Source organism: Pseudomonas sp. GW823-FHT02F05 (assembly GCF_058797315.1).
Genome location: NZ_JBXAJM010000008.1, coordinates 131,128 through 157,942, shown reverse-complemented (window position 1 = coordinate 157,942; position 26,815 = coordinate 131,128). Strand labels below are relative to the sequence as shown.

Below are 26,815 nucleotides of genomic sequence, written 5' to 3'. Positions count from 1 at the left end.
AGCTCCAACGATAACGCGTGCTTGCTGAATGAACGCGGCGCGTGTGAGTTTTTCGCGAGCAAGCTCGCTCCTGCAGAGGGCTATTGCGTTCGGTCGTGAACTCTATTGGCGTTAAATCCTCTGATTAGAGGAAATCAGCCCCGACTCGCGCTAAACTGCGCGGGTTTTTAGCCCCCCATTCTCCGGAGCCTTCCATGTCCCGCGTTACCTTGAGTCGCTATTTGATCGAGCAGACCCGCAGCAACAACACGCCTGCCGATCTGCGCTTCCTTATCGAAGTGGTGGCGCGTGCTTGCAAGGAAATCAGCCACGCCGTTTCCAAAGGCGCACTGGGCGGTGTCCTGGGCAGCATGGGCACTGAAAACGTGCAGGGCGAAGTGCAGAAGAAACTGGACGTTCTGTCCAACGAAATCCTGCTCGAAGCCAACGAATGGGGCGGCCACCTGGCCGGCATGGCGTCCGAAGAAATGGACAATGCCTACCAGATCCCAGGCAAATACCCGAAGGGCGCATACCTGCTGGTGTTCGACCCACTGGACGGTTCGTCCAACATCGACATCAACGCACCGGTCGGCACCATCTTCTCGGTACTGCGTTGCCCCAACGAATACCTGAGCCAGAACGAAGCCCTGAACGAAAAGGCTTTCCTGCAGCCAGGCACCGAGCAGGTTGCTGCCGGCTACGCGATCTACGGCCCACAGACCATGCTGGTGCTGACCCTGGGCGACGGCGTCAAGGGCTTCACCCTGGACCGTGAAATGGGCAGCTTCGTGCTGACCCACGAAGACATTTCGATTCCTGCTTCTACCCAGGAATTTGCCATCAACATGTCCAACCAGCGCCACTGGGAAGAACCGGTGAAGCGCTACGTCAACGAACTGATGGAAGGCGAAGAAGGCCCGCTGAAGAAGAATTTCAACATGCGCTGGGTGGCCGCGATGGTTGCCGACGTACACCGCATCCTGACCCGTGGTGGGCTGTTCATGTACCCACGCGACAGCCGCGAGCCGTCCAAGCCAGGCAAGCTGCGCCTGATGTACGAAGCCAACCCGATGTCGTTTTTGGTTGAACAGGCAGGCGGTGCGTCCACCGACGGCCACCAGCGCATCCTCGACATTCAGCCTGAAGGCCTGCACCAGCGTGTGGCGGTATTCCTGGGTTCGAAGGAAGAAGTTGAGCGCGTGACGGCCTATCACAAGAAGTAAGCCGTAACGAGCGGTGAGCCGCTGTATTGTGAGATGGATCACCGTTAAAGAAGCCCCGAAACGTTTCAGCGTTTTCGGGGCTTTTTTGTTTTCGCTCGTCGGGAACCAGACACCCCTTTTCCCTTCTAAGCTTCTGGCAGATACCCCAGCTGCTTTGTCTCTCCAGGAGCTTTTCCATGTCTATACGCCGTCTCGCCCTGCTGGCTTTTTGCGTGCTCTTAGCCGCTTGCAGCAAGGTCACCCAAGAAAACTACCAAAAGCTCTCGGCCGGCATGGCCAAGGCCGAGGTGGAGTCGTTGCTGGGCAAGCCAACCGATTGTTCCGGCGCACTGGGCATGTCCAGCTGCACCTGGGGCGATAAAAACAGCTTTATCAGCGTGCAGTACGCCGGTGACAAAGTTCTGATGTTTTCCGGGCAAGGCCTGAAGTAAACCGGGGCGCGAGCCTGCGGGAGAAGAAGAATGATGCGTTTTGTTTTGTTCCTTTGCGCCAGCCTGTTTTTGGCGGGCTGCGCCAGCCATTCTGGCGATGATCTGCAACCCAAGACTGCGAGCAACGTCAACCTCAAGCGTTACCAGGGCACCTGGTATGAGTTGGCCCGGTTGCCGATGTACTTCCAGCGCAACTGTGCGCAATCCGAAGCCCGCTACACCTTGCTGCCTGATGGTGACATGTCGGTTTTCAACCGCTGCCTGACGCCTGAGTGGAAGTGGCAAGAGGCCAAAGGCACGGCAACGCCGCAGGTGCCAGGCAAGACCGACAAACTGTGGGTGGAATTCAATAACTGGTTTACATCGCTGTTGCCGGGCGTTGCCAAGGGCGACTACTGGGTGCTGTATGTCAGCGATGACTACAAGACCGCCATCGTCGGCAGCCCGAGCCGTCGCTATATGTGGATCCTGTCGCGCACGCCGACGGTGAGTGCCGATACCCGCGAAGACCTGCTGAGCAGGGCGCGACAGCAAGGCTATGACACCACGCGGTTGATCTGGCGCACGTCGGATAAGCAGATGGCGAAGACGTCTCAGTAATTTGCGGCCCCTCAATCAAATGTGGGAGCTGGCTTGCCTGCGATAGCATCAACCCGGTGTAACTGAAGCGCCGAGGTGTCTGTATCGCAGGCAAGCCAGCTCCCACAGTTGTTATGGGTTGGTCGTCAGTTCAGCAAGTCCTTCAGGACCTGGGTGAATGCCCGACTGCTGTCTTCTTCGCCAGCATGATGCCCATCTCGCACCACCCATTTGCCATTGACCAGTACATCGCGCACTTGCCGATCACCACCGGCAAATAGCCAGCGGTTGAGAATTCCATCCTCACTGGCCGTCGCCAAGTACGGGTCGCTACCGTCCAGCACTATCCAGTCCGCACGCTTGCCCACTTGCAGTCGACCAATCGGCTGGCCCAGCGCTTGTGCGCCACCGTCCAGCGCAGCATCGAACAGCGTGCGACCCACCATCGGCTGATCGCTGCGATACAGGCGGTTGCGCCGTTGATCGCGCAGGCGCTGGCCGTATTCCAGCCAACGCAGTTCTTCCACCACGCTCAGTGACACATGGCTGTCGGAACCGATGCCCATGCGGCCGCCCTGAGCGAGGAAGTCCACCGCCGGAAAAATCCCATCGCCCAGGTTGGCTTCGGTGGTCAGGCACAAACCGGCAATCGCTCGGCTGTTGGCCATGCGCGTGACTTCGTCGGCATCGGCATGGGTGGCATGCACCAGGCACCAGCGATCATCCACCTCGACATTGTCATACAGCCACTGCAACGGGCGCTTGCCGCTCCAGGCCAGGCAGTCGTCGACTTCTTTTTGCTGTTCGGCGATGTGGATATGCACGGGGCAGTTTTTGTCACTGGCGCCCAGCACGGTATGGATTTGTTCGGGGGTTACGGCGCGCAGGGAGTGGAAGCACAGGCCCAGTTGCTGCGCCGGTTGTGCCGCCAGAATGGGCTGCAGGCGTGCTTGCAGGTCCAGGTAGTGTTCCGTGCTGTTGATAAACCGTCGCTGGCCTTCATTCGGCGCTTGGCCACCAAAACCCGCGTGGGTGTAGAGCACCGGCAGCAAGGTCAGGCCGATCCCGCTGCTGGCGGCCGCCTGGCTGATCTGGCGGGACAGCTCCGTACGGTCGGCATAGGGCTGGCCGCTGACATCGTGGTGCACGTAATGAAACTCGGCCACCGAGGTGTAGCCGGCCTTGAGCATTTCGATATACAGCTGGCGGGCGATGACCTGCAACTGCTCGGGATTGATCTTGCCGACCATGCGGTACATCAAGTCGCGCCAGGTCCAGAAACTATCATTGGGGTTGCCGGCCACTTCGGCCAAGCCCGCCATGGCGCGTTGGAAGGCATGGGAGTGCAGGTTCGGCATGCCCGCCAACACCGGGCCCCTGAGCCGTTCCGCGCCTTCTGCACTGGCATTGGGCTCAACCTTTGTCAGCAGGCCATCGGCGCTGACTTCAAGACGTACATCATTGGCCCATCCATTAGGCAGCAGTGCGCGTTCGGCAAAGAAAGCGGACATGATCAAGGCACCCCGGTCGTGTGTTTATTTGTATATACATATACAGACGTTTGCCTGCTCGGTAAACTCCGGCAATCTATGCATCTTTTTCCCCTGCAAGGATTCCCTGTGCCGACTCCGCCCGCCAACTCTTCGCTGGCTGCCCACATGGACGAAAGTCCGGCGCCCTTGTATGCCCGCGTCAAACAGATGATCAGCCAGCAGATCCTCAACGGCAACTGGCCGCCCCATTACCGCGTGCCGTCGGAAAGCGAGCTGGTCAGCCAGTTGGGCTTCAGCCGCATGACCATCAACCGCGCCCTGCGCGAGCTGACCGCCGAAGGCTTGTTGGTGCGTATGCAAGGCGTGGGTACCTTCGTGGCCGAGCCCAAGAGCCAGTCGGCCCTGTTTGAAGTGCACAACATCGCCGATGAAATCGCTTCCCGCGGGCATCGGCACACTTGCCAGGTCATCACCCTGGGCGAAGAAGCTGCTGGTTCCGAGCGCGCCGTCGCCTTGGAAATGCGCGAAGGCGGGCGGGTGTTCCACTCGTTGATCGTGCATTACGAGAACGACATTCCTGTGCAAATCGAAGACCGTTTCGTCAACGCTCTGGTCGCGCCGGAATACCTGCAGCAGGACTTCACCCAGCAAACCCCGTATGCCTATTTGAACCAGGTCGCGCCGTTGACTGAGGGTGAGCATGTGGTTGAGGCGATTCTCGCCGATGCCGCCGAGTGCAAGTTGTTGCAGATCGAGCCGAGCGAGCCGTGCCTGTTGATTCGCCGACGCACCTGGTCGGGTCGCCAGCCGGTGACTGCGGCGCGGTTGATCCACCCCGGTTCCCGTCACAGCCTCGAAGGACGCTTCAGTAAATGAGTGAGATCAACGTCTGGCGCGCCGCCGACTACGTACGCATGCCGTGGAAGAACGGCGGCGGCAGTACCGAAGAAGTCAGTCGCGACGCCGGCACCGGCCTGGATGGATTTGGCTGGCGTTTGTCGATTGCCGATATCGCCGAGTCGGGTGGGTTCTCCACCTTCGCCGGTTACCAGCGCGTGATTACGGTGATCAAAGGCGCCGGCATGGTGCTGACCGTAGACGGTGAGGAGCAGCGCGGGTTGTTACCGTTGCAGCCGTTCGCGTTCAAGGGCGAAAGCCAGGTGTCATGCCGTTTGATCACCGGGCCGATCCGCGACTTCAATCTTATCTATTCGCCCGAGCGTTACCATGCACGCTTGCAGTGGATGGATGGCGTGCAGCAGTTTTTCAGTACCGCGCAGACGGTGCTGGTTTTCAGCGTGGCGGACGAAGTGAAGGTGCTGGGCGAGAAGCTCGGCCACCACGATTGCCTGCAAGTGGACGGTAACACTGAACTGCTGGAAATATCGGTCACAGGCCGCTGCTGCATCATCGAACTGACCGCACGCGGTTAAAAACTGTGGGAGCTGGCTTGCCTGCGATAGCGGTGTATCAGCCTAGGATGTGCTGACTGACACACCGCTATCGCAGGCAAGCCAGCTCCCACATTTGTTTGTGCGCTGTTCCCAAGACCGCGCACCAATTTGTTACCGAACGCCCCAGCGTGACGCAAAGCCACGCTGTCGTGACAAATCCTCTTTGCTGTAAAACGCCTCCGTAAGAAATTTCATCAAACCTCCAAGCCTTGATTATCAAGGCTTGCGCGCGCCTTTGGAAAAAATCTGCGAGGCTCATTTCAAAAGTTGGCCGCTCGATTGCATATGCTTGTACATACAAGTAAAGATGTGTGCGTAAGACTTCGCACCATCCATGTTCGCGCATCGATCGCCGAGGAGTCCTAGCTGTGACCAAGCCTACAAAATACCGTGACGTCGAAATCCGCGCCGCCCGCGGTAACAAGCTCACCGCCAAAAGCTGGCTGACCGAAGCGCCGCTGCGCATGCTGATGAACAACCTCGACCCGCAAGTGGCCGAGAATCCCAAAGAATTGGTGGTGTACGGCGGTATCGGCCGTGCGGCGCGCAACTGGGAGTGCTACGACCAGATCGTCGAGAGCCTCACCAATCTGAACGACGACGAAACCCTGCTGGTGCAATCCGGTAAGCCGGTCGGCGTGTTCAAGACCCACAGCAACGCCCCGCGCGTGTTGATTGCCAACTCCAACCTGGTACCGCACTGGGCCAGTTGGGAGCATTTCAACGAACTGGATGCCAAGGGCCTGGCCATGTACGGCCAGATGACCGCCGGCAGCTGGATCTACATCGGCAGCCAGGGCATCGTTCAAGGCACCTACGAAACCTTCGTGGAAGCCGGCCGCCAGCATTACAACAGCGACCTGACCGGTCGCTGGGTGCTCACCGCCGGCCTCGGCGGCATGGGCGGCGCGCAGCCACTGGCCGCGACCCTGGCCGGCGCCTGCTCGCTGAACATCGAGTGCCAGCAAGTCAGCATCGACTTCCGCCTGAGCAGCCGCTACGTCGACGAGCAGGCCACCGACCTCGACGACGCCCTGGCGCGTATCGCCAAGTACACCAAGGAAGGCAAGGCCATCTCCATCGCCCTGCTGGGCAACGCCGCAGAGATCCTGCCGGAACTGGTCAAGCGCGGCGTGCGCCCGGACATGGTCACCGACCAGACCAGCGCCCACGACCCACTCAACGGCTACCTGCCGGCCGGCTGGACCTGGGACGAATACCGCGCTCGCGCCAAGACCGAGCCGGCCGCCGTGATCAAGGCCGCCAAGCAGTCGATGGCCGTCCACGTCAAAGCCATGCTCGAATTCCAGAAGCAAGGCATCCCGACCTTCGACTACGGCAACAACATCCGCCAGATGGCCCAGGAAGAGGGCGTGGAAAACGCGTTCGACTTCCCAGGTTTCGTACCGGCTTACATCCGCCCACTGTTCTGCCGTGGCATCGGCCCGTTCCGTTGGGCGGCGCTGTCCGGCGACCCGCAAGACATCTACAAGACCGACGCCAAAGTCAAAGAACTGATCCCGGACGATGCCCACCTGCACAACTGGCTGGACATGGCCCGCGAGCGCATCAGCTTCCAGGGCCTGCCGGCACGTATCTGCTGGGTCGGCCTGGGCCAGCGTGCCAAGTTGGGCCTGGCGTTCAACGAAATGGTGCGCAGCGGCGAGCTGTCCGCGCCGGTCGTGATCGGCCGTGATCACCTGGACTCCGGCTCGGTCGCCAGCCCGAACCGCGAAACCGAAGCCATGCAGGACGGCTCCGACGCTGTGTCCGACTGGCCACTGCTCAACGCCTTGCTCAACACCGCGAGCGGCGCCACCTGGGTCTCGCTGCACCACGGTGGCGGCGTGGGCATGGGCTTCTCCCAGCACTCGGGGATGGTGATTGTCTGCGACGGTACTGACGAAGCGGCCGAGCGGATTGCCCGCGTGCTGCACAACGACCCGGCGACCGGGGTGATGCGTCATGCGGATGCGGGTTACCAGATCGCTGTCGACTGCGCCAAGGAACAAGGCCTGAACCTGCCGATGATCAAGTAACTCAATGTGGGGTGGGCTTGTGTGGCGAGCAAGCTTGCTTGCGCTGGGGTGCGAAGCAGCCCCAAAAAGCCGGCTCCAGCTTCGCTGTCGAACGGGAGCAAGCTCCCTCGCCACAGCAAGCCAGCGCCCACAGAAGAGCAAGATGCATACAAAACAATCCATCAGAGGTTGAACAACATGGCTGCAAACGACACCACCCCGTTGATCGAGAAACGTTCGATCGACTACATCCCGGAAGCGGAAAGACATGGTCGTCTATTCAGTCAATTCACCCTGTGGATGGGTGCCAACCTGCAGATCACTGCGATTGTTACCGGGGCGTTGGCCGTGGTGCTGGGCGGTGATGTGTTCTGGTCGTTGATCGGCTTGCTCATCGGTCAATTGATCGGCGGTGGCGTCATGGCGCTGCATGCGGCGCAAGGGCCCAAGCTTGGCCTGCCGCAGATGATTTCCAGCCGGGTGCAGTTCGGCGTGTATGGGGCGGCCATTCCGATTGTGCTGGTGTGCTTGATGTACTTGGGTTTCACCGCCACCGGTACCGTGTTGTCGGGCCAGGCGCTGGGCCAGTTGTTCGGGGTCAGCGACAGCGTCGGCATCCTGATCTTCGCCAGTGTCATCGTGCTGGTCACGGTGCTGGGTTACCGAGTGATCCACTTCATCGGCCGGGTTGCCAGCCTGATTGGCGTGGTTGCCTTTGTGTACCTGTTCAGCCGCCTGATGAGCCAGACCGACGTTGGCGCGCTCCTGCAGATCCGCCACTTCAGCTGGAGCAGTTTCCTGCTGGCCGTGTCGCTGGCGGCCTCTTGGCAGATTGCGTTCGGCCCTTACGTGGCGGATTACTCGCGTTACCTGCCGAGCCACACGTCATCGGTTAAAACCTTTCTCGCTGCTGGCGCAGGCTCAGTCATCGGGGCCCAAGTGGCGATGGTCCTCGGCGTGTTTGCCGCGGCCATGTCCAACGGGCAGTTTGCCGGTCACGAGGTGGCGTACATCGTTGGCTTGAGCGGCACGGGGGCCACCGCTGCGTTGCTGTATTTCAGCATCGCGTTCGGCAAGGTCACCATCTCGACGCTCAATTCCTACGGCAGCTTCATGTGCATCGCCACTATCATCAGCGGCTTTCGTGGGCGTCTGGAGGTCACGCGTCTGCAGCGTCTGGTGTTCGTGTTGATGATCGTCGGCACGGCCACGCTGATCGCGTTGCTCGGCCAACATTCGTTCCTCGGTGCATTCAAGTCGTTCATCCTGTTCCTGTTGGCGTTCTTTACGCCCTGGAGCGCGATCAACCTGGTGGATTACTACTGCATCACCCGCGAGCGTTATGACGTGCCGGCGCTGGCCGACCCGAACGGTCGCTACGGCCGCTGGAACCTGCTGGGCATCAGCGTCTATGTGTTCGGCGTACTGGTGCAGTTGCCGTTCATCTCCACCAAGTTCTACACCGGTCCCCTGGTGGCCGCGCTGGGTGATGTGGATATCTCCTGGATCATCGGCCTGGTACTGCCGGCGGCCCTGTATTACGTGTGTGCGAAAAAATGGCACGGCACGGTACCCGATCACCTGATCCTGCCAAAAGAGCAGGGCGCTTCACCCATAACAAACGAGCTGGCTGCACAAGCCTGATGGGACGTGGACAGGGCAGGACGCCTACTGACTGCCGTAATCCATTTCAAGATTGGGAGCGTCACAACAATGACTATGAATAAGACCTTGCTGGCTACTTTGTTCGCGGCTGGCTTGCTGGCAAGTGCCGGCGCCCAGGCGGCCGGTTGGTGCGAGTCGGGTAAACCGGTGAAATTCGCCGGCCTGAATTGGGAAAGCGGCATGTTGCTCACCGACATCCTGCAAACCGTGCTGGAAAAAGGCTACGACTGCAAAACCGACAGCTTGCCGGGCAATTCCATCACCATGGAAAACGCCCTGGGCAGCAACGACATCCAAGTGTTCGCCGAGGAGTGGGTAGGCCGCAGCGAGGTCTGGAACAAAGCCGAGAAGGCCGGCAAAGTTGTGGGCGTCGGTGCCCCGGTGGTGGGCGCGGTCGAAGGCTGGTACGTGCCGCGCTATGTGATCGAAGGCGACGCCAAGCGCAAGCTGGAAGCCAAGGCGCCGGACCTGAAAAACATCGCCGACCTGGGCAAGTACGCCTCGGTGTTCAAGGACCAGGAAGAGCCGTCCAAAGGCCGCTTCTACAACTGCCCGGCCGGCTGGACCTGCGAGCTGGACAACAGCGAAATGCTCAAGAGCTACGGCCTGGAAAGCACCTACACCAACTTCCGCCCGGGCACCGGCCCGGCGCTGGATGCGGCGGTGCTGTCGAGCTACAAGCGCGGCGAGCCGATCCTGTTCTACTACTGGTCACCCACACCGCTGATGGGCCAGGTCGACCTGGTCAAGTTGGAAGAGAAGCCCGGCGTGGACAAAACCGTGAGCATCAAGGTCGGCCTCTCCAAGACTTTCCACGAACAAGCCCCGGAGCTGGTGGCCGTGCTGGAAAAGGTCAACCTGCCCATCGACCTGCTGAACCAGAACCTGGGCCGCATGGCCAAGGAGCGGATCGAGTCGCCGAAACTGGCGAAAATATTCCTCAAGGAACATCCTGAAGTCTGGCACGCCTGGGTGAGCGAAGACGCAGCCAAGAAAATCGACGCGGCCTTGTAGGTCAAGTGTGCACGGCTACCCTCAAGGGTGGCCGGGCGGCTGGCCACAACCCACTGGATCGAGAGCACGATATGTTTCCTGAGAGCTTTACCTTTTCCATCGCCGACTGGGTCAACGGTTGGGTGGACGCACTGGTCACCAACTACGGCGATGTGTTCCGGCACATCTCCGATACGCTGCTGTGGACCATCGTCAACCTGGAAGGCCTGCTGCGCGCAGCGCCCTGGTGGCTGATGCTGGCCATCGTCGGGGGCATCGCCTGGCACGCCACACGCAAGGTGGTGACCACGGCGGTGATCGTCGGTTTGCTGTTCCTGGTGGGCGCCGTTGGCCTGTGGGACAAGCTGATGCAAACCCTGGCATTGATGATGGTGGCCACGGTGATTTCGGTGTTGATCGGCATCCCCCTGGGTATCTTGTCGGCGCGCAGTAATCGCCTGCGTTCGGTGCTGATGCCGCTGCTGGACATCATGCAAACCATGCCCAGCTTCGTGTACCTGATCCCGGTGCTGATGCTGTTCGGCCTGGGCAAGGTCCCGGCGATTTTCGCTACGGTGATCTACGCCGCGCCGCCGCTGATTCGCCTGACAGACCTGGGTATTCGCCAGGTCGATGGCGAGGTCATGGAAGCCATCAACGCCTTCGGCGCCAACCGCTGGCAGCAACTGTTCGGCGTGCAATTGCCGCTGGCGCTGCCAAGCATCATGGCCGGGATCAACCAGACCACCATGATGGCGCTGTCGATGGTGGTGATCGCCTCGATGATCGGTGCCCGTGGCTTGGGTGAAGACGTACTCGTCGGCATCCAGACCCTCAACGTCGGCCGCGGCCTTGAAGCCGGGCTGGCGATCGTGATTCTTGCAGTGGTCATCGACCGCATTACCCAGGCTTATGGCCGCCCACGGCATGAGGCGAGCAAATGACGACTGTCAGCAAAATCGAAGTCAAAAACGTCTTCAAGATTTTCGGCGCACGCGCCAAGGATGCGCTGGCCATGGTCGGCCAGGGCAAGACCAAAGACCACGTACTGGCCGAGACCGGTTGCGTGGTCGGCGTCAATGACTTGTCCCTGAGCATCGGCACCGGTGAGATCTTTGTGATCATGGGCTTGTCGGGTTCGGGCAAATCCACCCTGGTACGCCACTTCAACCGCCTGATCGACCCCACCAGCGGCGCGATCCTGGTGGATGGCGAAGACATCCTGCAACTGGACATGGAAGCCCTGCGCCAATTCCGTCGGCACAAGATCAGCATGGTGTTCCAGAGCTTCGGCCTGCTGCCGCACAAGAGCGTGCTCGACAACGTTGCCTACGGCCTGAAAGTGCGTGGCGAAACCAAGCAGGTCTGCGCCGAACGTGCGTTGCACTGGATCGAAACCGTGGGCCTCAAAGGCTACGAAAACAAATACCCGCACCAGCTGTCCGGTGGCATGCGCCAGCGCGTGGGCCTGGCCCGCGCCTTGGCGGCCGACACCGACATCATCCTGATGGACGAAGCCTTCAGCGCCCTCGACCCGTTGATCCGCGCCGAGATGCAGGACCAATTGCTCGAACTGCAAAAGACCCTGCACAAGACCATCGTGTTCATCACCCACGATCTCGACGAGGCCGTGCGCATCGGCAACCGCATTGCGATCCTCAAGGACGGCAAGCTGATCCAGGTCGGCACGCCGCGAGAGATTCTGCACTCGCCGGCGGATGAGTATGTGGACCGCTTTGTTCAGCGGCGGGCGGCGGTGGTCTGATCCGGGCTTGAACGTTCTCACGCTCCGCGTGGGAACGCATTTCGTGACGCTCCGCGTCACTTGGGGGGACGCAGAGCGTCCCAGGCGGCGTACCCACGCAGAGCGTGGGAACGATCAATGCTGCCTAAGAATTGAAGAAGGTATGAAGATGTCCCAGGCAACCAAAATCATCATCGCCGACACCCCCATGCGCTGGCAGGACGTCACCGCCGTCGCCCGCCACGGCGCCATGCTCGAACTGTCGGGCCACGCCTGGGCGCGTATCGACAATGCCCAGGCCATCGTGCAGCGCATCGTCGCCAGCGGCGAGCGTGCCTATGGTGTCAACACCGGCCTGGGCGCGTTGTGCAACGTCTCGCTCAAGACCGAGCAACTGAGCCAACTGTCGCGCAATACGCTGTTGAGCCACGCCTGCGGCGTCGGCCCGGTGCTCAGCGATGAGCAAACCCGTGCGATCATCTGCGCGGCGATCATCAACTACAGCCACGGCAAATCCGGCCTGCATCCGCAGGTGGTGCACGCGCTGCTGGCGCTGCTCAACCACGGCATCACCCCGCAAGTACCGTCCCAAGGCTCGGTGGGGTATCTGACCCACATGGCCCATATCGGCGTGGCCCTGCTGGGCGTTGGTAATGTGAGTTATCGCGGCCAGATCGTCACGGCGCAACACGCGTTGCAGGCTGAAGGATTGCAGCCGGTGGTGCTCGGCGCCAAAGACGGCCTGTGCCTGGTCAATGGCACGCCGTGCATGACCGGCCTGAGCTGCCTGGCCCTGGCCGACGCGCATCACTTGCTGCAGTGGGCCGACGTGATCGGTGCCATGAGCTTCGAAGCCCAGCGCGGCCAGATTGACGCCTTTGACGAAGCCATCATCGCCCTCAAGCCGCACCCGGGCATGCAGCACGTAGGTATCAACCTGCGTGCCCTGATCGACGGCAGTGAGGTGATTGCCAGCAGCAAAGGTATTCGCACCCAGGACGCCTTGAGCATTCGCTCGATTCCGCAGATTCACGGCGCGGCCCGCGACCAGGTAGAACACGCCACGCGCCAGATCGAGACCGAACTCAACAGCGCCACCGACAACCCGCTGGTGCTGGGCACGCCGGATAATTACCGCGTGGTGTCCCAGGCCAACCCTCACGGGCAGTCCGTCGCGTTGGCGGCCGACATGCTCGCCATCGCCATGGCCGAGATCGGTTCGGTGGCCGAGCGTCGCCTGGATCGCCTGGTCAACCCGCATGTCAGCGGCCTGCCAGCCTTCCTGGTGAGCAACCCGGGCGTCAACTCCGGAATGATGATCGTGCAGTACGTCGCCGCGTCCCTGTGCGGGCAAAACCGTCAGCTGGCGCAACCGGCGGTGCTCGACAACTTCGTCACCTCGGGCCTGCAGGAAGACCACTTGAGCATGGGCACCAACGCCGCGCTCAAGTTGCACCAGGTGCTGGCCAACGTCACCCAGATTCTTGCCATCGAGTACCTGCTGGCGGCCCAGGCTTTCGAGTTTCTCAAGGACCAGCGCTTCGGCGCCGGTACCGACCGCGCCTGGCGTTTGCTGCGCGAAGTGGTCCCTGCGTATGAACAGGACCGCTGGCTGGCGCCGGATATTGCCGCCGCTGCCCTATTGCTTAAAGACACTGCTTTACCGAATTTGCACTGAACACCTAAGAACAATTCACAAGGAGTATGAATGTGACTGCGCTAAACCTGATTCCAGGCCAACTGAGCCTCGCCCAACTGCGTGCCATCTACCAGCAGCCAGTAACCCTCAGCCTGGATGACAGCGCCTCGGCCCAGATCGAAGCCAGCGTTGCCTGCGTGGAGCAGATTCTCGCCGAGAACCGCACCGCCTACGGCATCAACACCGGTTTTGGCCTGTTGGCATCGACCCGCATCGCCAGCGAAGACCTGGAAAACCTCCAGCGTTCCCTGGTGCTGTCCCACGCCGCCGGCGTCGGTGAGCCGATCAGCGATGCACTGGTGCGACTGGTCATGGTGCTCAAGGTCAACAGCCTGAGCCGTGGCTTCTCCGGGATTCGTCGCCAGGTGATCGACGCGCTGATCGCGCTGATCAACGCCGAGGTGTACCCGCACATTCCGCTCAAGGGGTCAGTGGGTGCTTCCGGTGACCTGGCGCCGCTGGCGCACATGTCCCTGGTACTGCTTGGCGAAGGCAAGGCGCGTTACAAGGGCGAATGGCTGGAAGCCACCGAGGCACTGAAAATCGCCGGCCTCACGCCGCTGACCCTGGCCGCCAAAGAAGGCCTGGCGCTGCTCAACGGCACCCAGGTGTCCACGGCCTATGCCCTGCGTGGCCTGTTCGAAGGCGAAGACCTGTTCGCCGCTGCCCTCGCTTGCGGCGGCCTCACTGTGGAAGCGGTACTGGGTTCGCGTTCGCCGTTCGATGCGCGTATTCATGCGGCGCGTGGCCAGCGTGGCCAGATCGACTCGGCAGCGGCCTATCGTGACCTGCTCGGTGAGAGCAGCCAGGTGTCCCAATCGCACCAGAACTGCGACAAGGTTCAAGACCCGTATTCCCTGCGTTGCCAGCCACAGGTCATGGGCGCGTGCCTGACTCAATTGCGCCAGGCCGCCGAGGTGCTGGTGGTAGAAACCAACGCAGTGTCGGATAACCCGTTGGTCTTTGCCGCCGAAGGCGATGTGATTTCCGGTGGCAACTTCCACGCCGAACCCGTAGCCATGGCCGCCGATAACATGGCGCTGGCCATTGCCGAAATCGGCTCCCTGAGCGAGCGCCGGATCTCGTTGATGATGGACAAGCACATGTCGCAACTGCCGCCGTTTCTGGTGGGCAATGGCGGGGTGAACTCCGGCTTCATGATCGCCCAGGTGACCGCCGCCGCGCTCGCCAGCGAGAACAAGGCGCTGGCCCATCCCCATAGCGTCGACAGCTTGCCGACTTCGGCCAACCAGGAAGACCACGTGTCCATGGCCCCGGCTGCGGGCAAGCGTTTGTGGGAAATGGCCGAGAACACCCGGGGCATCCTCGCGGTGGAATGGCTCGCGGCGTGCCAGGGCCTGGACCTGCGCGACGGCCTGAAGACCTCGCCCAAGCTGGAAAAAGCCCGTGGCATCCTGCGCGACAAGGTGGCGTTCTATGACAAGGACCGCTTCTTCGCCCCGGACATCAACGCCGCCAGCGAACTGCTCGCCAGCCGCTGCCTGAATGAGCTGGTGCCGGCCAAGTTGCTGCCAAGCCTCTGACCGGGACTCGGTCTGTGCCTGATCATTCCCACGCTCCGCGTGGGAATGCATCCTGTGACGCTCTGCGTCACCGCTCTAAAAGCGGACGCGGAGCGTCCAGGTCGGAGTTCCCACGCCGAGCGTGGGAACGATCTTCTCCTCATAAGAATAATTAGGGACGAGAAATGCACCAGCCAGAAAAAGGTTTGAAACGCGGGCTCAACGCCCGACATATTCGCTTCATGGCCCTCGGTTCCGCGATCGGCACCGGGCTGTTCTATGGCTCTGCCTCCGCCATCCAAATGGCCGGTCCTGCCGTGCTGCTGGCCTACCTGATCGGCGGCGCTGCTGTATTCATGGTGATGCGCGCCCTCGGTGAGATGGCCGTGCACAACCCGGTGTCTGGCTCCTTCGGCCACTACGCCAGCACCTACCTGGGGCCCATGGCCGGGTTTATCCTCGGCTGGACCTACGCCTTTGAAATGATCATCGTCTGCCTCGCCGACGTCACCGCGTTCGGCATCTACATGGGCTTCTGGTTTCCCGAAGTGGCCCGTTGGGTCTGGGTGCTGGGCATCGTATTCCTGATCGGCGGCCTGAACCTGTGCAACGTCAAAGTCTTTGGCGAGATGGAGTTCTGGCTGTCGTTGCTCAAGGTCGGTGCCATTGTGGCGATGATCCTCGGCGGTTTTGGCATCATGCTGTTTGGTATTCACTCGGCAGGCGAAACCCAGGCCAGTGGCTTGAGCAATCTGTGGGCCCACGGCGGCTTCATGCCCAACGGCATCGGTGGGCTGATCGCCTCGTTTGCGGTGGTGATGTTTGCCTTTGGTGGCATCGAAATCATCGGCATCACCGCCGGTGAAGCCAAGGACCCACAGCGGGTGATCCCCAAGGCGATCAACGCTGTGCCGCTGCGTATCCTGCTGTTCTACGTGCTCACCCTGTTCGTGTTGATGGCCATCTACCCGTGGCCGCAGATCGGCAGCCAGGGCAGCCCGTTCGTGCAGATCTTCAGCAACCTGGGGATTGGCTCGGCGGCGACCATCCTCAACATCGTGGTGATCTCGGCGGCGGTGTCGGCGATCAACAGCGACATTTTCGGCGCCGGGCGCATGATGTACGGCCTGGCTCAACAAGGGCAGGCGCCCAAGGGCTTCGCGCAATTGTCCAAACAAGGCGTGCCATGGATGACCGTGGTGGTCATGGGCGCCGCCTTGCTCGGCGGTGTGGTACTCAACTACCTGATCCCGGAAAACGTGTTCCTGCTGATCGCCTCGATTGCCACCTTCGCCACCGTGTGGGTATGGCTGATGATCCTGTTTACCCAGGTCGCCATGCGCCGCTCGATGACCAAGGCGCAGATCGCCGAACTGAAATTCCCGGTACCGTTCTGGCCTTATGCGCCGGCGGCGGCCATTGTGTTCATGCTGTTTGTGTTTGGTGTACTCGGTTACTTCCCGGATACCCAGGCGGCGTTGATGGTAGGCGCCGTGTGGATCGTGCTGCTGATCATCGCCTACTGGCTGTGGGTCAAGCCTGCCGCCGGGCAAACGGCCAAGGTCGATTACGACCCGGTTTTGTCTCATCGATAACTTAGGGAGGCGTTGATGAAAACGCTTTGGCAACACTGCCACGTCGCAACCATGGCCAACGGCAAATACTCGATCATCGAGGATGCCGCCATGGTGACTGCCGGCTCGCTCATCGAGTGGGTCGGCCCCCGCAGCCAGGCGCCAACCGCGGATTACGCCCAGGTGCATGACCTGCAAGGCGCGTGGGTCACTCCCGGGCTGATCGATTGCCACACCCATACGGTGTTCGGTGGCAATCGCAGCGGCGAATTCGAGCAGCGCCTCGAAGGTGTCAGCTACGCCGAGATCGCGGCCAAGGGCGGCGGCATTGCCAGCACTGTGCGCGCAACCCGTGCGGCGAGCGAAGATGAGCTGTTCTTGTGCGCTGAAAAGCGCCTGCGCAGTTTGCTGCGTGACGGCGTGACCACGGTGGAAATCAAGTCCGGCTACGGCCTGGACCTGGCCAACGAACGCAAGATGTTGCGCGTGGTCCGGCGCCTGGGTGAAGCGCTGCCGGTCAGCGTGCGCGCCACCTGCCTGGCCGCCCACGCGTTACCGCCGGAGTACAAGGACCGCGCCGACGATTACATCGAGCACATCTGCAGCCAGATGCTGCCGGCCCTGGCCGCTGAGGGGTTGGTGGATGCGGTCGATGCCTTCTGTGAATACCTGGCATTTTCCCCCGAGCAGGTTGAGCGGGTATTCAAGGTCGCCCAGCAACTTGGCTTGCCGGTGAAGCTGCACGCCGAGCAACTCTCGTCGTTGCATGGCTCAAGCCTGGCGGCGCGCTACCACGCGTTGTCGGCCGACCACCTGGAATTCATGACTGAAGAAGACGCCATCGCCATGGCTGCGGCCGGTACCGTCGCCGTGCTATTGCCGGGCGCGTTCTACTTCCTGCGTGAAACCCAGTTGCCGCCCATGGATGCCCTGCGCAAACACGGCGTGAAGATCGCCATCGCCAGCGACCTCAACCCCGGCACTTCACCGGCGCTGTCGGTGCGGCTGATGCTGAACATGGCCTGCACCCTGTTCCGCATGACCCCGGAAGAAGCCCTGGCCGGCGCCACGCAACACGCGGCCACCGCGTTGGGCCTGGGCGATACCCATGGTTCCCTGGAAGTGGGCAAGGTCGCGGATTTTGTCGCCTGGCAGATCGATCGCCCCGCCGACCTGGCCTACTGGCTGGGTGGCGAACTGGATAAACGCGTCGTGCGCCACGGCGTCGACGTCACTGTTTGAGAGGATGCAGTTGTGGATAAGGTTCTGACATTCAAACAAGGCCGCGTGCCGCTGCTGATCAGCATGCCCCACGCCGGCCTGCGGCTCACCCCTGCGGTGGAGGCCGGGTTGATAACCGAGGCGCAAAGCCTGCCGGATACCGATTGGCATATTCCGCTGTTGTATGACTTTGCCGAAGAGCTGGGCGCCAGCACCCTGGCGGCGGAGTACTCGCGGTTTGTCATCGACCTCAACCGGCCCTCCGACAACGCGCCGCTGTATGCCGGTGCTACTACCGGCCTGTACCCAGAGACGCTGTTCGATGGCGTGCCGTTGTTCCGTGAAGGGCAAACGCCCTCCGAGGAGGAGCGGGCCAGTTACCTGCAAAAAATCTGGGGTCCGTACCACCGTCAACTGCAGGAAGAACTGGCACGCCTCAAGGCCGAGTTCGGCTACGCGCTGCTGTTCGACGCGCACTCGATCCGCTCGGTGATCCCGCACCTGTTTGACGGCAAATTGCCGGACTTCAATTTGGGTACCTTCAACGGCGCTGCGTGCGACCCGCAGCTGGCCAGCCAGCTGGAAGCCATCTGCGCTCAGCATCCGCAATATACCCATGTGCTGAACGGGCGCTTCAAGGGCGGCCATATCACCCGTCACTACGGCAACCCGGCGCAGGATATTCATGCGGTGCAGCTGGAGTTGTGCCAGAGCACCTATATGGAGGAGTTCGAGCCGTTCCGTTATCGCCATGATTTGGCCGAGCCGACGCAGGTGGTGTTGAGGCAGTTGCTGGAAGGGCTGTTGGCTTGGGGGCAGAAGCACTACCGGTAATTGTTGGTGCTGCTGCAATAGCTTTCGCGAGCAAGCCCGCTTGACCGCGCTCTATCATGAGAATGCGCTCGAAATGTGGGAGCTGGCTTGCCTGCGACAACGGGGGTTCAGCAACACTTTTATCAACTGACACACCGCCATCCCGGCAAAGGGCTGGCCCACGGTTGTTTGCGGGCACGCGGCCAGGTGCCGGAGGTGGATCGGCTGTATGACTATCTGCTTGGTTACCTGAGGCGCGAACTGCTGACACAGGTCTAAGTGCTCAAGGACATGCTCATTGCACAATTCGGGTTTATGATGCCAGACGGCAAAATAATAGACGTCCCCCCAGGGATGAACCCGACACCCTACGGAGCACGCAATGCAGACTTGGTACCCGCAGATCAAACCCTACGCCCGGCACGATCTGGCTGTCGATGACACCCACACCCTGTACGTCGATGAAAGTGGCTCCCCCGAAGGCTTGCCTGTCGTGTTCATCCATGGAGGCCCCGGCTCCGGTTGCGACGCCCAGAGCCGCTGCTATTTCGACCCGAACCTCTACCATATTGTCACCTTCGACCAGCGTGGCTGCGGCCGCTCTACGCCAAGGGCCAGTCTCGAGAACAACACCACCTGGGATCTGGTCGCCGACCTTGAGCGCATCCGCGAGCACCTGGGCATCGACAAATGGGTGCTGTTCGGCGGTTCCTGGGGTTCGACCCTGGCCCTGGCCTACGCGCAAACCCACCCCGAGCGCGTGCATGGCCTGATCGTGCGCGGCATCTTCCTCGCCCGCCCGCAGGATATTCGCTGGTTCTACCAGGAGGGCGCGAGCCGCCTGTTCCCGGACTACTGGCAGGACTATGTGGCACCCATCCCGGTGGAAGAGCGCCACGATATGATTGCCGCTTACCACAAGCGCCTGACCGGCAACGACCAGATCGCCCAGATGCATGCGGCCAAAGCCTGGTCGGGCTGGGAAGGCCGTATGTTGGGCCTGTGCCCGAGCCCGCAGCATGTGGAACGGTTTTCCGAGCCGCAGCGCGCCTTGTCCATCGCACGTATCGAATGCCATTACTTCACCAACAACTCCTTCCTGGAACCCAACCAGCTGATTCGCGATATGCACAAGATCGCCCATCTGCCTGGCGTCATCATCCATGGCCGCTACGATATGATCTGCACGCTGGATAACGCTTGGGAGCTGCATCAGGCCTGGCCCAACAGCGAGTTGCAGGTGATCCGCGAAGCAGGGCACGCGGCGTCCGAGCCGGGCATCACCGACGCACTGGTGCGTGCGACCGGCGAAATGGCCCGGCGCCTGCTCGACCTGCCGCCTGAAGAAGCATGAAGGGCTTGTTGCAGCGGGTGCGTGGCGCCCGGGTTGAGGTCGCAGGGGAGGTGATAGGCTCGATTGACCAGGGTTTGCTGGTGCTGGTGGCCGTCGAGCCTTCAGATACGCCCGAAAGCGCCGACAAACTGCTGCACAAGCTGCTTAACTATCGGGTGTTCAGTGACGAGGAGGGCAAGATGAACCTGTCCCTCAAGGACATCGGCGGCGGTTTGCTGCTGGTGTCGCAGTTCACCCTGGCGGCGGATACCAAAAGCGGGCTACGGCCCAGCTTCTCCACAGCGGCTCCTCCGGCCCTGGGAGCGGCGCTTTTTGAGCACTTGTTGTTACAAGCGCAACAATTGCATGGCAAGGTGGCGTCGGGGCGTTTTGGCGCGGATATGCAGGTGCACTTGGTCAATGATGGCCCTGTGACCTTCCTCTTACAGACATGAATGTATGAAAAACGACGTTAATGCCTAAAAACGCAGGGTTTCGCTACAAATACTTCACTGTCCCTGATGCGTTGTCTCGCGGGCTACTAGATAATCGCGCGCTACGGGGATCAGCGTTGTTTGGTCCATTTTTGACTTAGGTAGAGCCTTGTCCGACAACCGCATGGGGAATCATTTCGCCCCAGAGGAGTCGGAACATTGCTCGCCAACCTGGCATATAGATAGCTGGCCGTTGGTTTTTTGATCTGTTTTCGGCGAGGGTTGCTCGTGATTGTTAGTCCCTGTAATGCACCAAAATTGTCTGCCAAACGGTTACGAAACGCACTGGTGACGGGCTCTGCCCTGTTTTGCCTGTTCGGCGCGGGTCAACTGTGGGCGTTCAGTCTGGATGATGTGTCGGCCAAGGCAAAAGAGCTGGCTGGGCAGAAATACGAAGCTCCGCGCAGCAATTTGCCGAACGAATTCCGCGAAATGAAATTCGCTGACTACCAGAAGATTCGTTTCCGCAATGAAAAAGCCGAGTGGGCCGATCAGAACACCCCGTTCAAGCTGTCCTTCTATCACCAGGGGATGCATTTCGACACCCCGGTGAAAATCAACGAAGTCACCGCCGACAGCGTGCATGAAATCAAGTACGACCCGACGCGTTTCGATTTCGGCGACGTGAAATTTGATCCTAAAGCCACCGAACAGCTGGGTTACGCCGGTTTCCGTGTGCTTTTCCCGATCAACAAGGCCGACAAGCAAGACGAAATCATGACCATGCTCGGCGCCAGCTATTTCCGCGTCGTGGGCAAGGATCAGGTGTACGGCTTGTCTGCCCGTGGCATGGCGATCGACACCGCGTTGCCGTCTGGCGAAGAATTCCCGCGTTTCACCGAGTTCTGGATCGAGCGTCCAAAGCCGGGTGACAAGCACCTGGTGATTTTCGCGCTGCTGGATTCGCCACGCGCCACTGGCGCTTATCGCCTGATCCTGCGTCCTGGCACCGACACCGTAGTGGACGTCAAATCCCAGATGTTCCTGCGTGACAAGGTCAGCAAGCTGGGCGTTGCGCCGTTGACCTCGATGTTCCTGTTCGGCGCCAACCAGCCGTCCAAGGTCCTCAACTACCGCCGCGAGCTCCACGATTCCAGCGGCCTGTCGATTCACGCCGGCAATGGCGAGTGGATCTGGCGTCCGCTGAACAACCCTAAACATCTGTCGGTCAGCAACTTCAGCGTCGAGAACCCGCGTGGGTTCGGCCTGCTGCAACGTGGCCGCAACTTCAGCCACTACGAAGACCTGGACGACAACTACGACAAGCGCCCAAGCGCCTGGATCGAGCCTGAAGGTGACTGGGGCAAAGGCTCTGTCGACCTGGTCGAGATCCCGACCGCCGATGAAACCAACGACAACATCGTGGCGTTCTGGAGCCCGGCCGAACTGCCGGAAGTCGGCAAGCCGCTGGACGTGGCCTACCGCCTGCACTGGACACTGGACGACGCGGCCTTCCATTCGCCGGACAGTGCCTGGGTCAAGCAGACCCTGCGCTCCACGGGTGATGTGAAGCAATCGAACCTGATCCGTCAGCCGGATGGCAGCGTGGCCTACCTGGTGGACTTCGAGGGCCCGTCCCTGAAGAAACTGCTGCCGGACGCCCCGGTGCGTAGCCAGGTGAGTGTGGGTGATAACGCTGAACTGGTTGAAAACAGCGTGCGCTACAACGAACACACCAAAGGCTGGCGCCTGACCCTGCGTATGAAGATCAAGGACGCAAGCAAGCCGACCGAAATGCGCGCGGCACTGGTGCAGGATATCGTGCAGCCTGAGGCTGAGTCGGTTTCCAACCATGTGCTCAAGGCCGATAAAGTCTTGGCCAAGCAGCATGAGAAACAGGCCAAGAAAGACGCCAAGGACAAGGAAGCCAAACAGCCTGAGGCTGCCCCAGCCACGCCGGAGCCGATCAAGACCGAGCAAGTCCTGACCGAAACCTGGAGCTATCAGTTGCCTGCCGATGAGTAATTCTCAAGTCAAGCCAGAGACTCTGTCCGAGTATCTGGCGCATCTACCCATGACGGCTGAGCAGCGCGCCGAGCTGGCGGGCTGCAAGTCCTTCAGCGAGCTGCACGAACGTCTGTCGTCCAAGACCTTCGACGCACCGACCGACGCTGCCCAAGCGTCGGTTGGCCGCCGCTTGACCCTCAACAGCGCCGAAGAGCTGCAAGACGCCGAGATGCTGGCGCTCGATGCCAGCGGTCGTGTGTGCCTAAAGGCCACGCCGCCGATCCGTCGGACCAAAGTGGTGCCCGAGCCTTGGCGCACCAACATCCTGGTGCGCGGTTGGCGCCGGATGACCGGGCGCACCAACCCGCCCAAGCCACCGAAAGACGAGCGGGTACTGCCGGCTGCGCGCTGGCGTACCGTGGGCTCGATCCGTCGTTACATCCTGTTGGTGCTGATGCTGGGCCAGACCATCGTGGCCGGCTGGTACATGAAAGGCATCATGCCGTACCAAGGCTGGTCGCTGGTCGACTTCGACGAGATCCGCAACCAGACCCTGCTGCAAACCGCTACCCAAGTACTGCCTTACGCGCTGCAAACCAGCATCCTGATCATGTTCGGGATTCTGTTCTGCTGGGTGTCGGCCGGTTTCTGGACTGCGCTCATGGGCTTCCTGGAGCTGCTGACCGGTCACGATAAATACCGTATCTCCGGTAAAAGCGCCGGTGACGAGCCGATTCCAAAGGATGCGCGCACCGCCCTGGTGATGCCGATCTGTAACGAAGACGTGCCGCGTGTATTCGCCGGTTTGCGTGCGACGTTCGAATCGGTGGCCGCAACCGGTGATCTGGACCGCTTCGATTTCTTCGTGCTCAGCGACAGTAACGACGCCGACATCTGCATCGCCGAACAGCAAGCCTGGCTCGACGTATGCCGCGAAGCGGGTGGTTTCGGCAAGATCTTCTATCGCCGTCGTCGCCGTCGCGTAAAGCGCAAGAGCGGCAACCTCGACGACTTCTGCCGTCGTTGGGGCGGTGACTACAAGTACATGGTCGTTCTCGACGCTGACTCCGTGATGAGCGGCGAGTGCCTGACCAGCCTGGTGCGCCTGATGGAAGCCACGCCGGATGCCGGGATTATCCAGACCGCGCCGCGTGCGTCGGGCATGGACACCCTGTATGCGCGCATGCAGCAGTTCGCCACTCGCGTGTACGGCCCGCTGTTTACCGCCGGCCTGCACTTCTGGCAGTTGGGTGAATCCCACTACTGGGGCCACAACGCCATTATCCGTATGAAGCCGTTTATCGAGCACTGCGCCCTGGCGCCGCTGCCCGGTAAAGGCGCGTTTGCCGGTGCGATCCTCTCCCACGACTTCGTTGAAGCCGCGCTGATGCGCCGTGCCGGCTGGGGCGTGTGGATTGCCTACGACCTGCCGGGCAGCTACGAAGAACTGCCGCCGAACCTGCTGGACGAACTCAAGCGTGACCGTCGCTGGTGCCACGGTAACCTGATGAACTTCCGCCTGTTCCTGGTCAAAGGCATGCACCCGGTGCACCGTGCGGTGTTCCTCACCGGCGTGATGTCTTATCTGTCGGCGCCGTTGTGGTTCTTCTTCCTGGTGCTGTCCACGGCCTTGCTGGCGGTGAACACGCTGATGGAGCCGCAATACTTCATGGCCCCGCGCCAGTTGTACCCGCTATGGCCACAATGGCATCCGGACAAGGCGGTGGCGCTGTTCTCCACCACCATCGTGCTGTTGTTCCTGCCTAAACTGCTCAGCATCATCTTGATCTGGGCCAAGGGCGCCAAAGAGTTCGGTGGCAAGTTCAAGGTGACCCTGTCGATGCTGCTGGAGATGTTGTTCTCCATGCTGCTGGCGCCGGTGCGGATGATCTTCCACACCCGTTTCGTCCTCGCCGCGTTCCTCGGTTGGGCCGCAACCTGGAACTCGCCGCAACGTGACGATGACTCCACGCCATGGAGCGAAGCGGTCAAGCGTCATGGTCCGCAAACCCTGCTGGGCTTCCTGTGGGCCCTGCTGGTGGTGTGGCTGAACCCGAGCTTCCTGTGGTGGTTGGTGCCGATCGTCGGTTCGCTGATGCTGTCGATCCCGGTGTCGGTGATTTCCAGCCGGGTCAAGCTGGGCCTCAAGTCCCGCGACGAGAGCCTGTTCCTGATCCCTGAGGAATACAACCCGCCGCAAGCCCTGCTCTCGACCGAGAAGTACACCCACGAAAACCGTTGGCACGCCCTCAACGACGGTTTTGTGCGTTCGGTGGTAGACCCGCAGCAGAACGCCCTGGCCTGCGCCTTGGCGACCTCGCGGCACCGTGAGGCCGAGCCCATCGAATACCTGCGCATGGAACGGGTTCGCCACGCGTTGAAAGTCGGCCCGGCCGGCCTCAACAACAGCGAACGCCTGGCCTTGCTCAGCGACCCGGTGGCCCTGGCTCGCCTGCATGAGCAGGTGTGGAGCGAAGGCCACGTCGAGTGGCTAGGCGCTTGGCGTGCCTCGATCAAGGCCGATCCGCACGCGCCGTTGCTGCCCCTGCAACCACAGTCGTCCCAGGCCCAACCGGCCTGATTCAGGCACCCCCGAAGGCTCACTTCGGGGGTGTTTCAAACGTTGGTCCTACAGCGTTTTTCGCTTCTTCCTTTTTGTCGCTAACTCCTTGTTATTTCGAAACAAAAGACCTTTGCTCGAGGCGTATTGCCGTGCCCGCGGCTGGGTTAGGATCGCCCCCCAAATTGGACTCGCCACGGGGGCATTCATGATCAAAAGGTATTGTTTGGCATTGCTGATGGGCTTTTTCCTGGGGGGGCACGCAGGCTTGCTTTACGCGGGCGCGCTGGACAACGCTGTGCGCCGTGGCGTGCTTAAGGTCGGTACAACCCCCAATAACGTCCCTTTCGAAATGCTCGATAAGCAGGGGCGCATCGTCGGCTTTGAAATTGACTTGCTCCATACCATGAGCCGCGCACTTGGCGTAGAGCTTGAATTGGTGGCAGTGCCTTACACGGATCTGTTGCCGGGGCTGACGACGAACAAGTTTGATCTGATTGGCAGCGGCATGACGGTCACTCAAGAGCGCAACCTCAAACTCAACTTCAGTGACTCGTTTGTCGTGGTGGGCCAGACGGTGCTGCTGCACCCACGCATGGCCGGGAAGGTCTCCAGTATTGAAGAACTGGACGACGCCAGTTACCACGTGGTTACCACCCAAGGCACCACCGGTGAAGCCGCAGCACAACGCTTTCTCATATCAGCGCGGCTCAGCAGTGTGCCCAACCCGGAAGAAGGCGTGCGGCAGGTCGTTGAAGGCAAGGCCGATGCTTTTATCCATGATGCGCCCTACAACCTGATCGCGATGAGTCGGCCACAGAACAGTGCATTGTTGGCACTTGAGCAACCCTTCACCTTTGAGCCCTTGGCGTTCGGCCTGAAAAAAGGCGATTACGACAGCCTCAATTGGATCAACCATTTTCTCAACCAGATCGCCCAGGACGGCACCTACGATCGCCTGCATGACAAGTGGTTCAGGGATACGGCCTGGATAGCCGAGATCGACTGATCGTCATAACTGCTTACACATCAATCCCTGATCGAGAGGCCGCGCTGAAGCGTCTGCGCCTGTGTTTGGCCGGGTCGCTGTCAGGGTTTTCCGACACACGCCGATAACATTTACCGGTGAAACCTTTGTGGCGGACAACGAGTGGGTTAGGATCGCACCCCGAAATGGCGCAGCCCTCTTGTGCGCCAACCTTATAAGAATCGTTCAGGGGTCTTGATGATGAAAAAGTATCTTTCGATGCTGATGCTCGGCGTCACCGCGCTGGTCGCTGCCACTGCGGCCCAGGCCGGCGCCATTGATGAGGCTGTCAAGCGCGGCACGTTGAAAGTTGGCATGGACCCCACCTACATGCCGTTCGAAATGACCGACAAGCGCGGTGAAATCATCGGTTTCGAAGTCGACATCCTCAAGGCTATGGCCAAGTCCATGGGCGTCAAGCTGGAGCTGGTGTCCACCGGTTACGACGGCATCATCCCGGCCTTCCTGACCGGCAAGTTCGATATGATCGGCAGCGGCATGACCCTGACCCAGGAACGCAACCTGCGCCTGAATTTCAGCGAACCCTTCATCGTGGTCGGCCAGACGTTGCTGATCCGCAAGGAACTGGAAGGCACCATCAAATCCTACAAAGACCTGAACGATGAGAAATACCGCCTGACCTCCAAGCTCGGCACCACCGGTGAGATGGTCGCCAAGAAGCTGATCTCCAAGGCCAAGTACCACGGCTACGACAACGAGCAGGAAGGCGTGCTCGACGTGGTCAACGGCAAGGCTGACGCGTTCGTCTACGACGCACCGTACAACGTGGTGGCCGAGAAGAAAGTCGGTAACGGCAAACTGGTGTTCCTGGAAGAACCCTTCACCTTTGAGCCCCTGGCGTTCGGTTTGAAGAAAGGCGATTACGACAGCATCAACTTCATCAACAACTTCCTGCACCAGATCCGTAACGACGGCACCTACGATCGCATCCATGACAAGTGGTTCAAGAGCTCCGAGTGGCTCAAGGACATGGAATAAGGCCTGACACCGAGTTGCCTGTATCGCAGGCAAGCCAGCTCCC

General features: G+C 60.8%; 21 protein-coding genes and 2 pseudogenes. 22 read left to right on the top strand and 1 reads right to left on the bottom strand.

All coding sequences use genetic code 11. The features are described from left to right. The first annotated feature begins 194 nt into the window (after positions 1–194). The 3 genes from AC1RAC_RS11990 (at position 195) to AC1RAC_RS11980 (ending at position 2,236) form a co-directional block, all read left to right on the top strand. The gene (locus AC1RAC_RS11990; RefSeq protein ID WP_003187818.1) at positions 195–1,205 is read left to right on the top strand and encodes a class 1 fructose-bisphosphatase; all 1,011 of its coding nucleotides are present in this window, start codon (positions 195–197) and stop codon (positions 1,203–1,205) included. Between the two features lie 176 nt (positions 1,206–1,381). Then, positions 1,382–1,636 carry a hypothetical protein gene (locus AC1RAC_RS11985; protein WP_003187823.1) on the top strand — a complete coding sequence of 85 codons (255 nt, stop codon included), beginning with the start codon at positions 1,382–1,384 and terminating at the stop codon, positions 1,634–1,636. A 30-nt stretch (positions 1,637–1,666) separates the two neighbouring features. Further along, positions 1,667–2,236: a lipocalin family protein gene (locus tag AC1RAC_RS11980; protein ID WP_034117302.1), complete on the top strand. Its 570-nt coding sequence runs from the start codon at positions 1,667–1,669 to the stop codon at positions 2,234–2,236. Positions 2,237–2,361: 125 nt separating this feature from the next. Here the strand turns inward: AC1RAC_RS11980 and AC1RAC_RS11975 are convergent, their stop codons facing one another. Then, the gene (locus AC1RAC_RS11975) at positions 2,362–3,726 is read right to left on the bottom strand and encodes a formimidoylglutamate deiminase (protein WP_492616612.1); all 1,365 of its coding nucleotides are present in this window, start codon (positions 3,724–3,726) and stop codon (positions 2,362–2,364) included. 147 nt (positions 3,727–3,873) lie between these two features. Here AC1RAC_RS11975 and hutC point away from each other — a divergent pair, with 147 nt between their 5' ends. The 19 genes and pseudogenes from hutC (at position 3,874) to AC1RAC_RS11880 (ending at position 26,772) form a co-directional block, all read left to right on the top strand. Beyond that, positions 3,874–4,584, top strand: coding sequence for a histidine utilization transcriptional repressor HutC (gene hutC, locus AC1RAC_RS11970; RefSeq protein WP_224796965.1), 711 nt, complete (start codon positions 3,874–3,876; stop codon positions 4,582–4,584). Further along, positions 4,581–5,141 (top strand): HutD/Ves family protein, encoded by a 561-nt coding sequence (locus tag AC1RAC_RS11965; protein ID WP_057975381.1) that lies wholly within the window; start codon positions 4,581–4,583, stop codon positions 5,139–5,141. The genes hutC and AC1RAC_RS11965 overlap by 4 nt, the downstream gene beginning before the upstream one ends. A gap of 389 nt (positions 5,142–5,530) precedes the next feature. Continuing rightward, a complete protein-coding gene (gene hutU / locus AC1RAC_RS11960; protein ID WP_054897538.1) occupies positions 5,531–7,201 on the top strand; it encodes a urocanate hydratase in 1,671 nt (556 codons plus the stop codon). 177 nt (positions 7,202–7,378) lie between these two features. Further along, entirely contained in the window at positions 7,379–8,824 is a 1,446-nt protein-coding gene (locus AC1RAC_RS11955; RefSeq protein WP_034125547.1) for a purine-cytosine permease family protein, read from the top strand. Between the two features lie 69 nt (positions 8,825–8,893). Next, on the top strand, positions 8,894–9,859 hold the full coding sequence (locus AC1RAC_RS11950; protein ID WP_492616611.1) for an ABC transporter substrate-binding protein: 966 nt from the start codon (positions 8,894–8,896) through the stop codon (positions 9,857–9,859). Between the two features lie 71 nt (positions 9,860–9,930). Beyond that, positions 9,931–10,782, top strand: a complete 852-nt coding sequence (locus tag AC1RAC_RS11945; RefSeq protein WP_492616610.1) for an ABC transporter permease — start codon at positions 9,931–9,933, stop codon at positions 10,780–10,782. Continuing rightward, complete coding sequence (locus AC1RAC_RS11940) at positions 10,779–11,603, top strand: quaternary amine ABC transporter ATP-binding protein (protein ID WP_252949454.1); 825 nt, start codon at positions 10,779–10,781, stop codon at positions 11,601–11,603. The genes AC1RAC_RS11945 and AC1RAC_RS11940 overlap by 4 nt, the downstream gene beginning before the upstream one ends. A gap of 148 nt (positions 11,604–11,751) precedes the next feature. Next, a complete protein-coding gene (gene hutH, locus AC1RAC_RS11935) occupies positions 11,752–13,260 on the top strand; it encodes a histidine ammonia-lyase (protein ID WP_492616609.1) in 1,509 nt (502 codons plus the stop codon). 26 nt (positions 13,261–13,286) lie between these two features. Then, a complete protein-coding gene (hutH, locus tag AC1RAC_RS11930) occupies positions 13,287–14,825 on the top strand; it encodes a histidine ammonia-lyase (protein WP_492616608.1) in 1,539 nt (512 codons plus the stop codon). Positions 14,826–14,989: 164 nt separating this feature from the next. Continuing rightward, positions 14,990–16,399, top strand: coding sequence for an amino acid permease (locus AC1RAC_RS11925; protein ID WP_034125549.1), 1,410 nt, complete (start codon positions 14,990–14,992; stop codon positions 16,397–16,399). 15 nt (positions 16,400–16,414) lie between these two features. Beyond that, on the top strand, positions 16,415–17,620 hold the full coding sequence (gene hutI, locus AC1RAC_RS11920) for an imidazolonepropionase (protein WP_072445800.1): 1,206 nt from the start codon (positions 16,415–16,417) through the stop codon (positions 17,618–17,620). A gap of 12 nt (positions 17,621–17,632) precedes the next feature. Then, complete coding sequence (gene hutG, locus AC1RAC_RS11915) at positions 17,633–18,433, top strand: N-formylglutamate deformylase (protein WP_072445801.1); 801 nt, start codon at positions 17,633–17,635, stop codon at positions 18,431–18,433. Between the two features lie 144 nt (positions 18,434–18,577). Continuing rightward, positions 18,578–18,691: pseudogene (locus tag AC1RAC_RS11910) on the top strand (alpha/beta hydrolase); the annotation flags it as partial. A gap of 103 nt (positions 18,692–18,794) precedes the next feature. Continuing rightward, positions 18,795–19,766, top strand: coding sequence for a prolyl aminopeptidase (gene pip / locus AC1RAC_RS11905; protein WP_034125552.1), 972 nt, complete (start codon positions 18,795–18,797; stop codon positions 19,764–19,766). After that, on the top strand, positions 19,763–20,200 hold the full coding sequence (dtd, locus tag AC1RAC_RS11900; RefSeq protein WP_034125553.1) for a D-aminoacyl-tRNA deacylase: 438 nt from the start codon (positions 19,763–19,765) through the stop codon (positions 20,198–20,200). The genes pip and dtd overlap by 4 nt, the downstream gene beginning before the upstream one ends. 267 nt (positions 20,201–20,467) lie before the next feature. Next, positions 20,468–22,204 (top strand): glucan biosynthesis protein G, encoded by a 1,737-nt coding sequence (locus AC1RAC_RS11895; RefSeq protein ID WP_034125862.1) that lies wholly within the window; start codon positions 20,468–20,470, stop codon positions 22,202–22,204. Beyond that, a pseudogene (mdoH, locus tag AC1RAC_RS11890) lies at positions 22,197–24,775 on the top strand (glucans biosynthesis glucosyltransferase MdoH); the annotation flags it as partial. The gene AC1RAC_RS11895 and the pseudogene mdoH, both read left to right, overlap by 8 nt. Positions 24,776–24,954: 179 nt before the next feature. Beyond that, positions 24,955–25,755: a transporter substrate-binding domain-containing protein gene (locus AC1RAC_RS11885; RefSeq protein WP_057975385.1), complete on the top strand. Its 801-nt coding sequence runs from the start codon at positions 24,955–24,957 to the stop codon at positions 25,753–25,755. Positions 25,756–25,974: 219 nt separating this feature from the next. Beyond that, positions 25,975–26,772 carry a transporter substrate-binding domain-containing protein gene (locus AC1RAC_RS11880; RefSeq protein WP_032901820.1) on the top strand — a complete coding sequence of 266 codons (798 nt, stop codon included), beginning with the start codon at positions 25,975–25,977 and terminating at the stop codon, positions 26,770–26,772. The last annotated feature ends 43 nt before the right edge of the window (positions 26,773–26,815 follow it).

Excerpts from the sequence above, each read along its gene's own strand:
- hutC (WP_224796965.1), top strand. The coding sequence starts at position 3,874 with ATGGACGAAAGTCCGGCGCCCTTGTATGCCCGCGTCAAACAGATGATC.
- AC1RAC_RS11880 (WP_032901820.1), top strand. The coding sequence starts at position 25,975 with ATGAAAAAGTATCTTTCGATGCTGATGCTCGGCGTCACCGCGCTGGTC.
- AC1RAC_RS11950 (WP_492616611.1), top strand. The coding sequence starts at position 8,894 with ATGACTATGAATAAGACCTTGCTGGCTACTTTGTTCGCGGCTGGCTTG.
- dtd (WP_034125553.1), top strand. The coding sequence starts at position 19,763 with ATGAAGGGCTTGTTGCAGCGGGTGCGTGGCGCCCGGGTTGAGGTCGCA.
- pip (WP_034125552.1), top strand. The coding sequence starts at position 18,795 with ATGCAGACTTGGTACCCGCAGATCAAACCCTACGCCCGGCACGATCTG.
- AC1RAC_RS11985 (WP_003187823.1), top strand. The coding sequence starts at position 1,382 with ATGTCTATACGCCGTCTCGCCCTGCTGGCTTTTTGCGTGCTCTTAGCC.
- hutH (WP_492616608.1), top strand. The coding sequence starts at position 13,287 with ATGAATGTGACTGCGCTAAACCTGATTCCAGGCCAACTGAGCCTCGCC.
- AC1RAC_RS11990 (WP_003187818.1), top strand. The coding sequence starts at position 195 with ATGTCCCGCGTTACCTTGAGTCGCTATTTGATCGAGCAGACCCGCAGC.
- AC1RAC_RS11975 (WP_492616612.1), bottom strand. The coding sequence starts at position 3,726 with ATGTCCGCTTTCTTTGCCGAACGCGCACTGCTGCCTAATGGATGGGCC.
- hutI (WP_072445800.1), top strand. The coding sequence starts at position 16,415 with ATGAAAACGCTTTGGCAACACTGCCACGTCGCAACCATGGCCAACGGC.
- AC1RAC_RS11955 (WP_034125547.1), top strand. The coding sequence starts at position 7,379 with ATGGCTGCAAACGACACCACCCCGTTGATCGAGAAACGTTCGATCGAC.
- AC1RAC_RS11945 (WP_492616610.1), top strand. The coding sequence starts at position 9,931 with ATGTTTCCTGAGAGCTTTACCTTTTCCATCGCCGACTGGGTCAACGGT.
- AC1RAC_RS11940 (WP_252949454.1), top strand. The coding sequence starts at position 10,779 with ATGACGACTGTCAGCAAAATCGAAGTCAAAAACGTCTTCAAGATTTTC.
- AC1RAC_RS11965 (WP_057975381.1), top strand. The coding sequence starts at position 4,581 with ATGAGTGAGATCAACGTCTGGCGCGCCGCCGACTACGTACGCATGCCG.
- AC1RAC_RS11980 (WP_034117302.1), top strand. The coding sequence starts at position 1,667 with ATGATGCGTTTTGTTTTGTTCCTTTGCGCCAGCCTGTTTTTGGCGGGC.
- hutH (WP_492616609.1), top strand. The coding sequence starts at position 11,752 with ATGTCCCAGGCAACCAAAATCATCATCGCCGACACCCCCATGCGCTGG.
- AC1RAC_RS11885 (WP_057975385.1), top strand. The coding sequence starts at position 24,955 with ATGATCAAAAGGTATTGTTTGGCATTGCTGATGGGCTTTTTCCTGGGG.
- AC1RAC_RS11925 (WP_034125549.1), top strand. The coding sequence starts at position 14,990 with ATGCACCAGCCAGAAAAAGGTTTGAAACGCGGGCTCAACGCCCGACAT.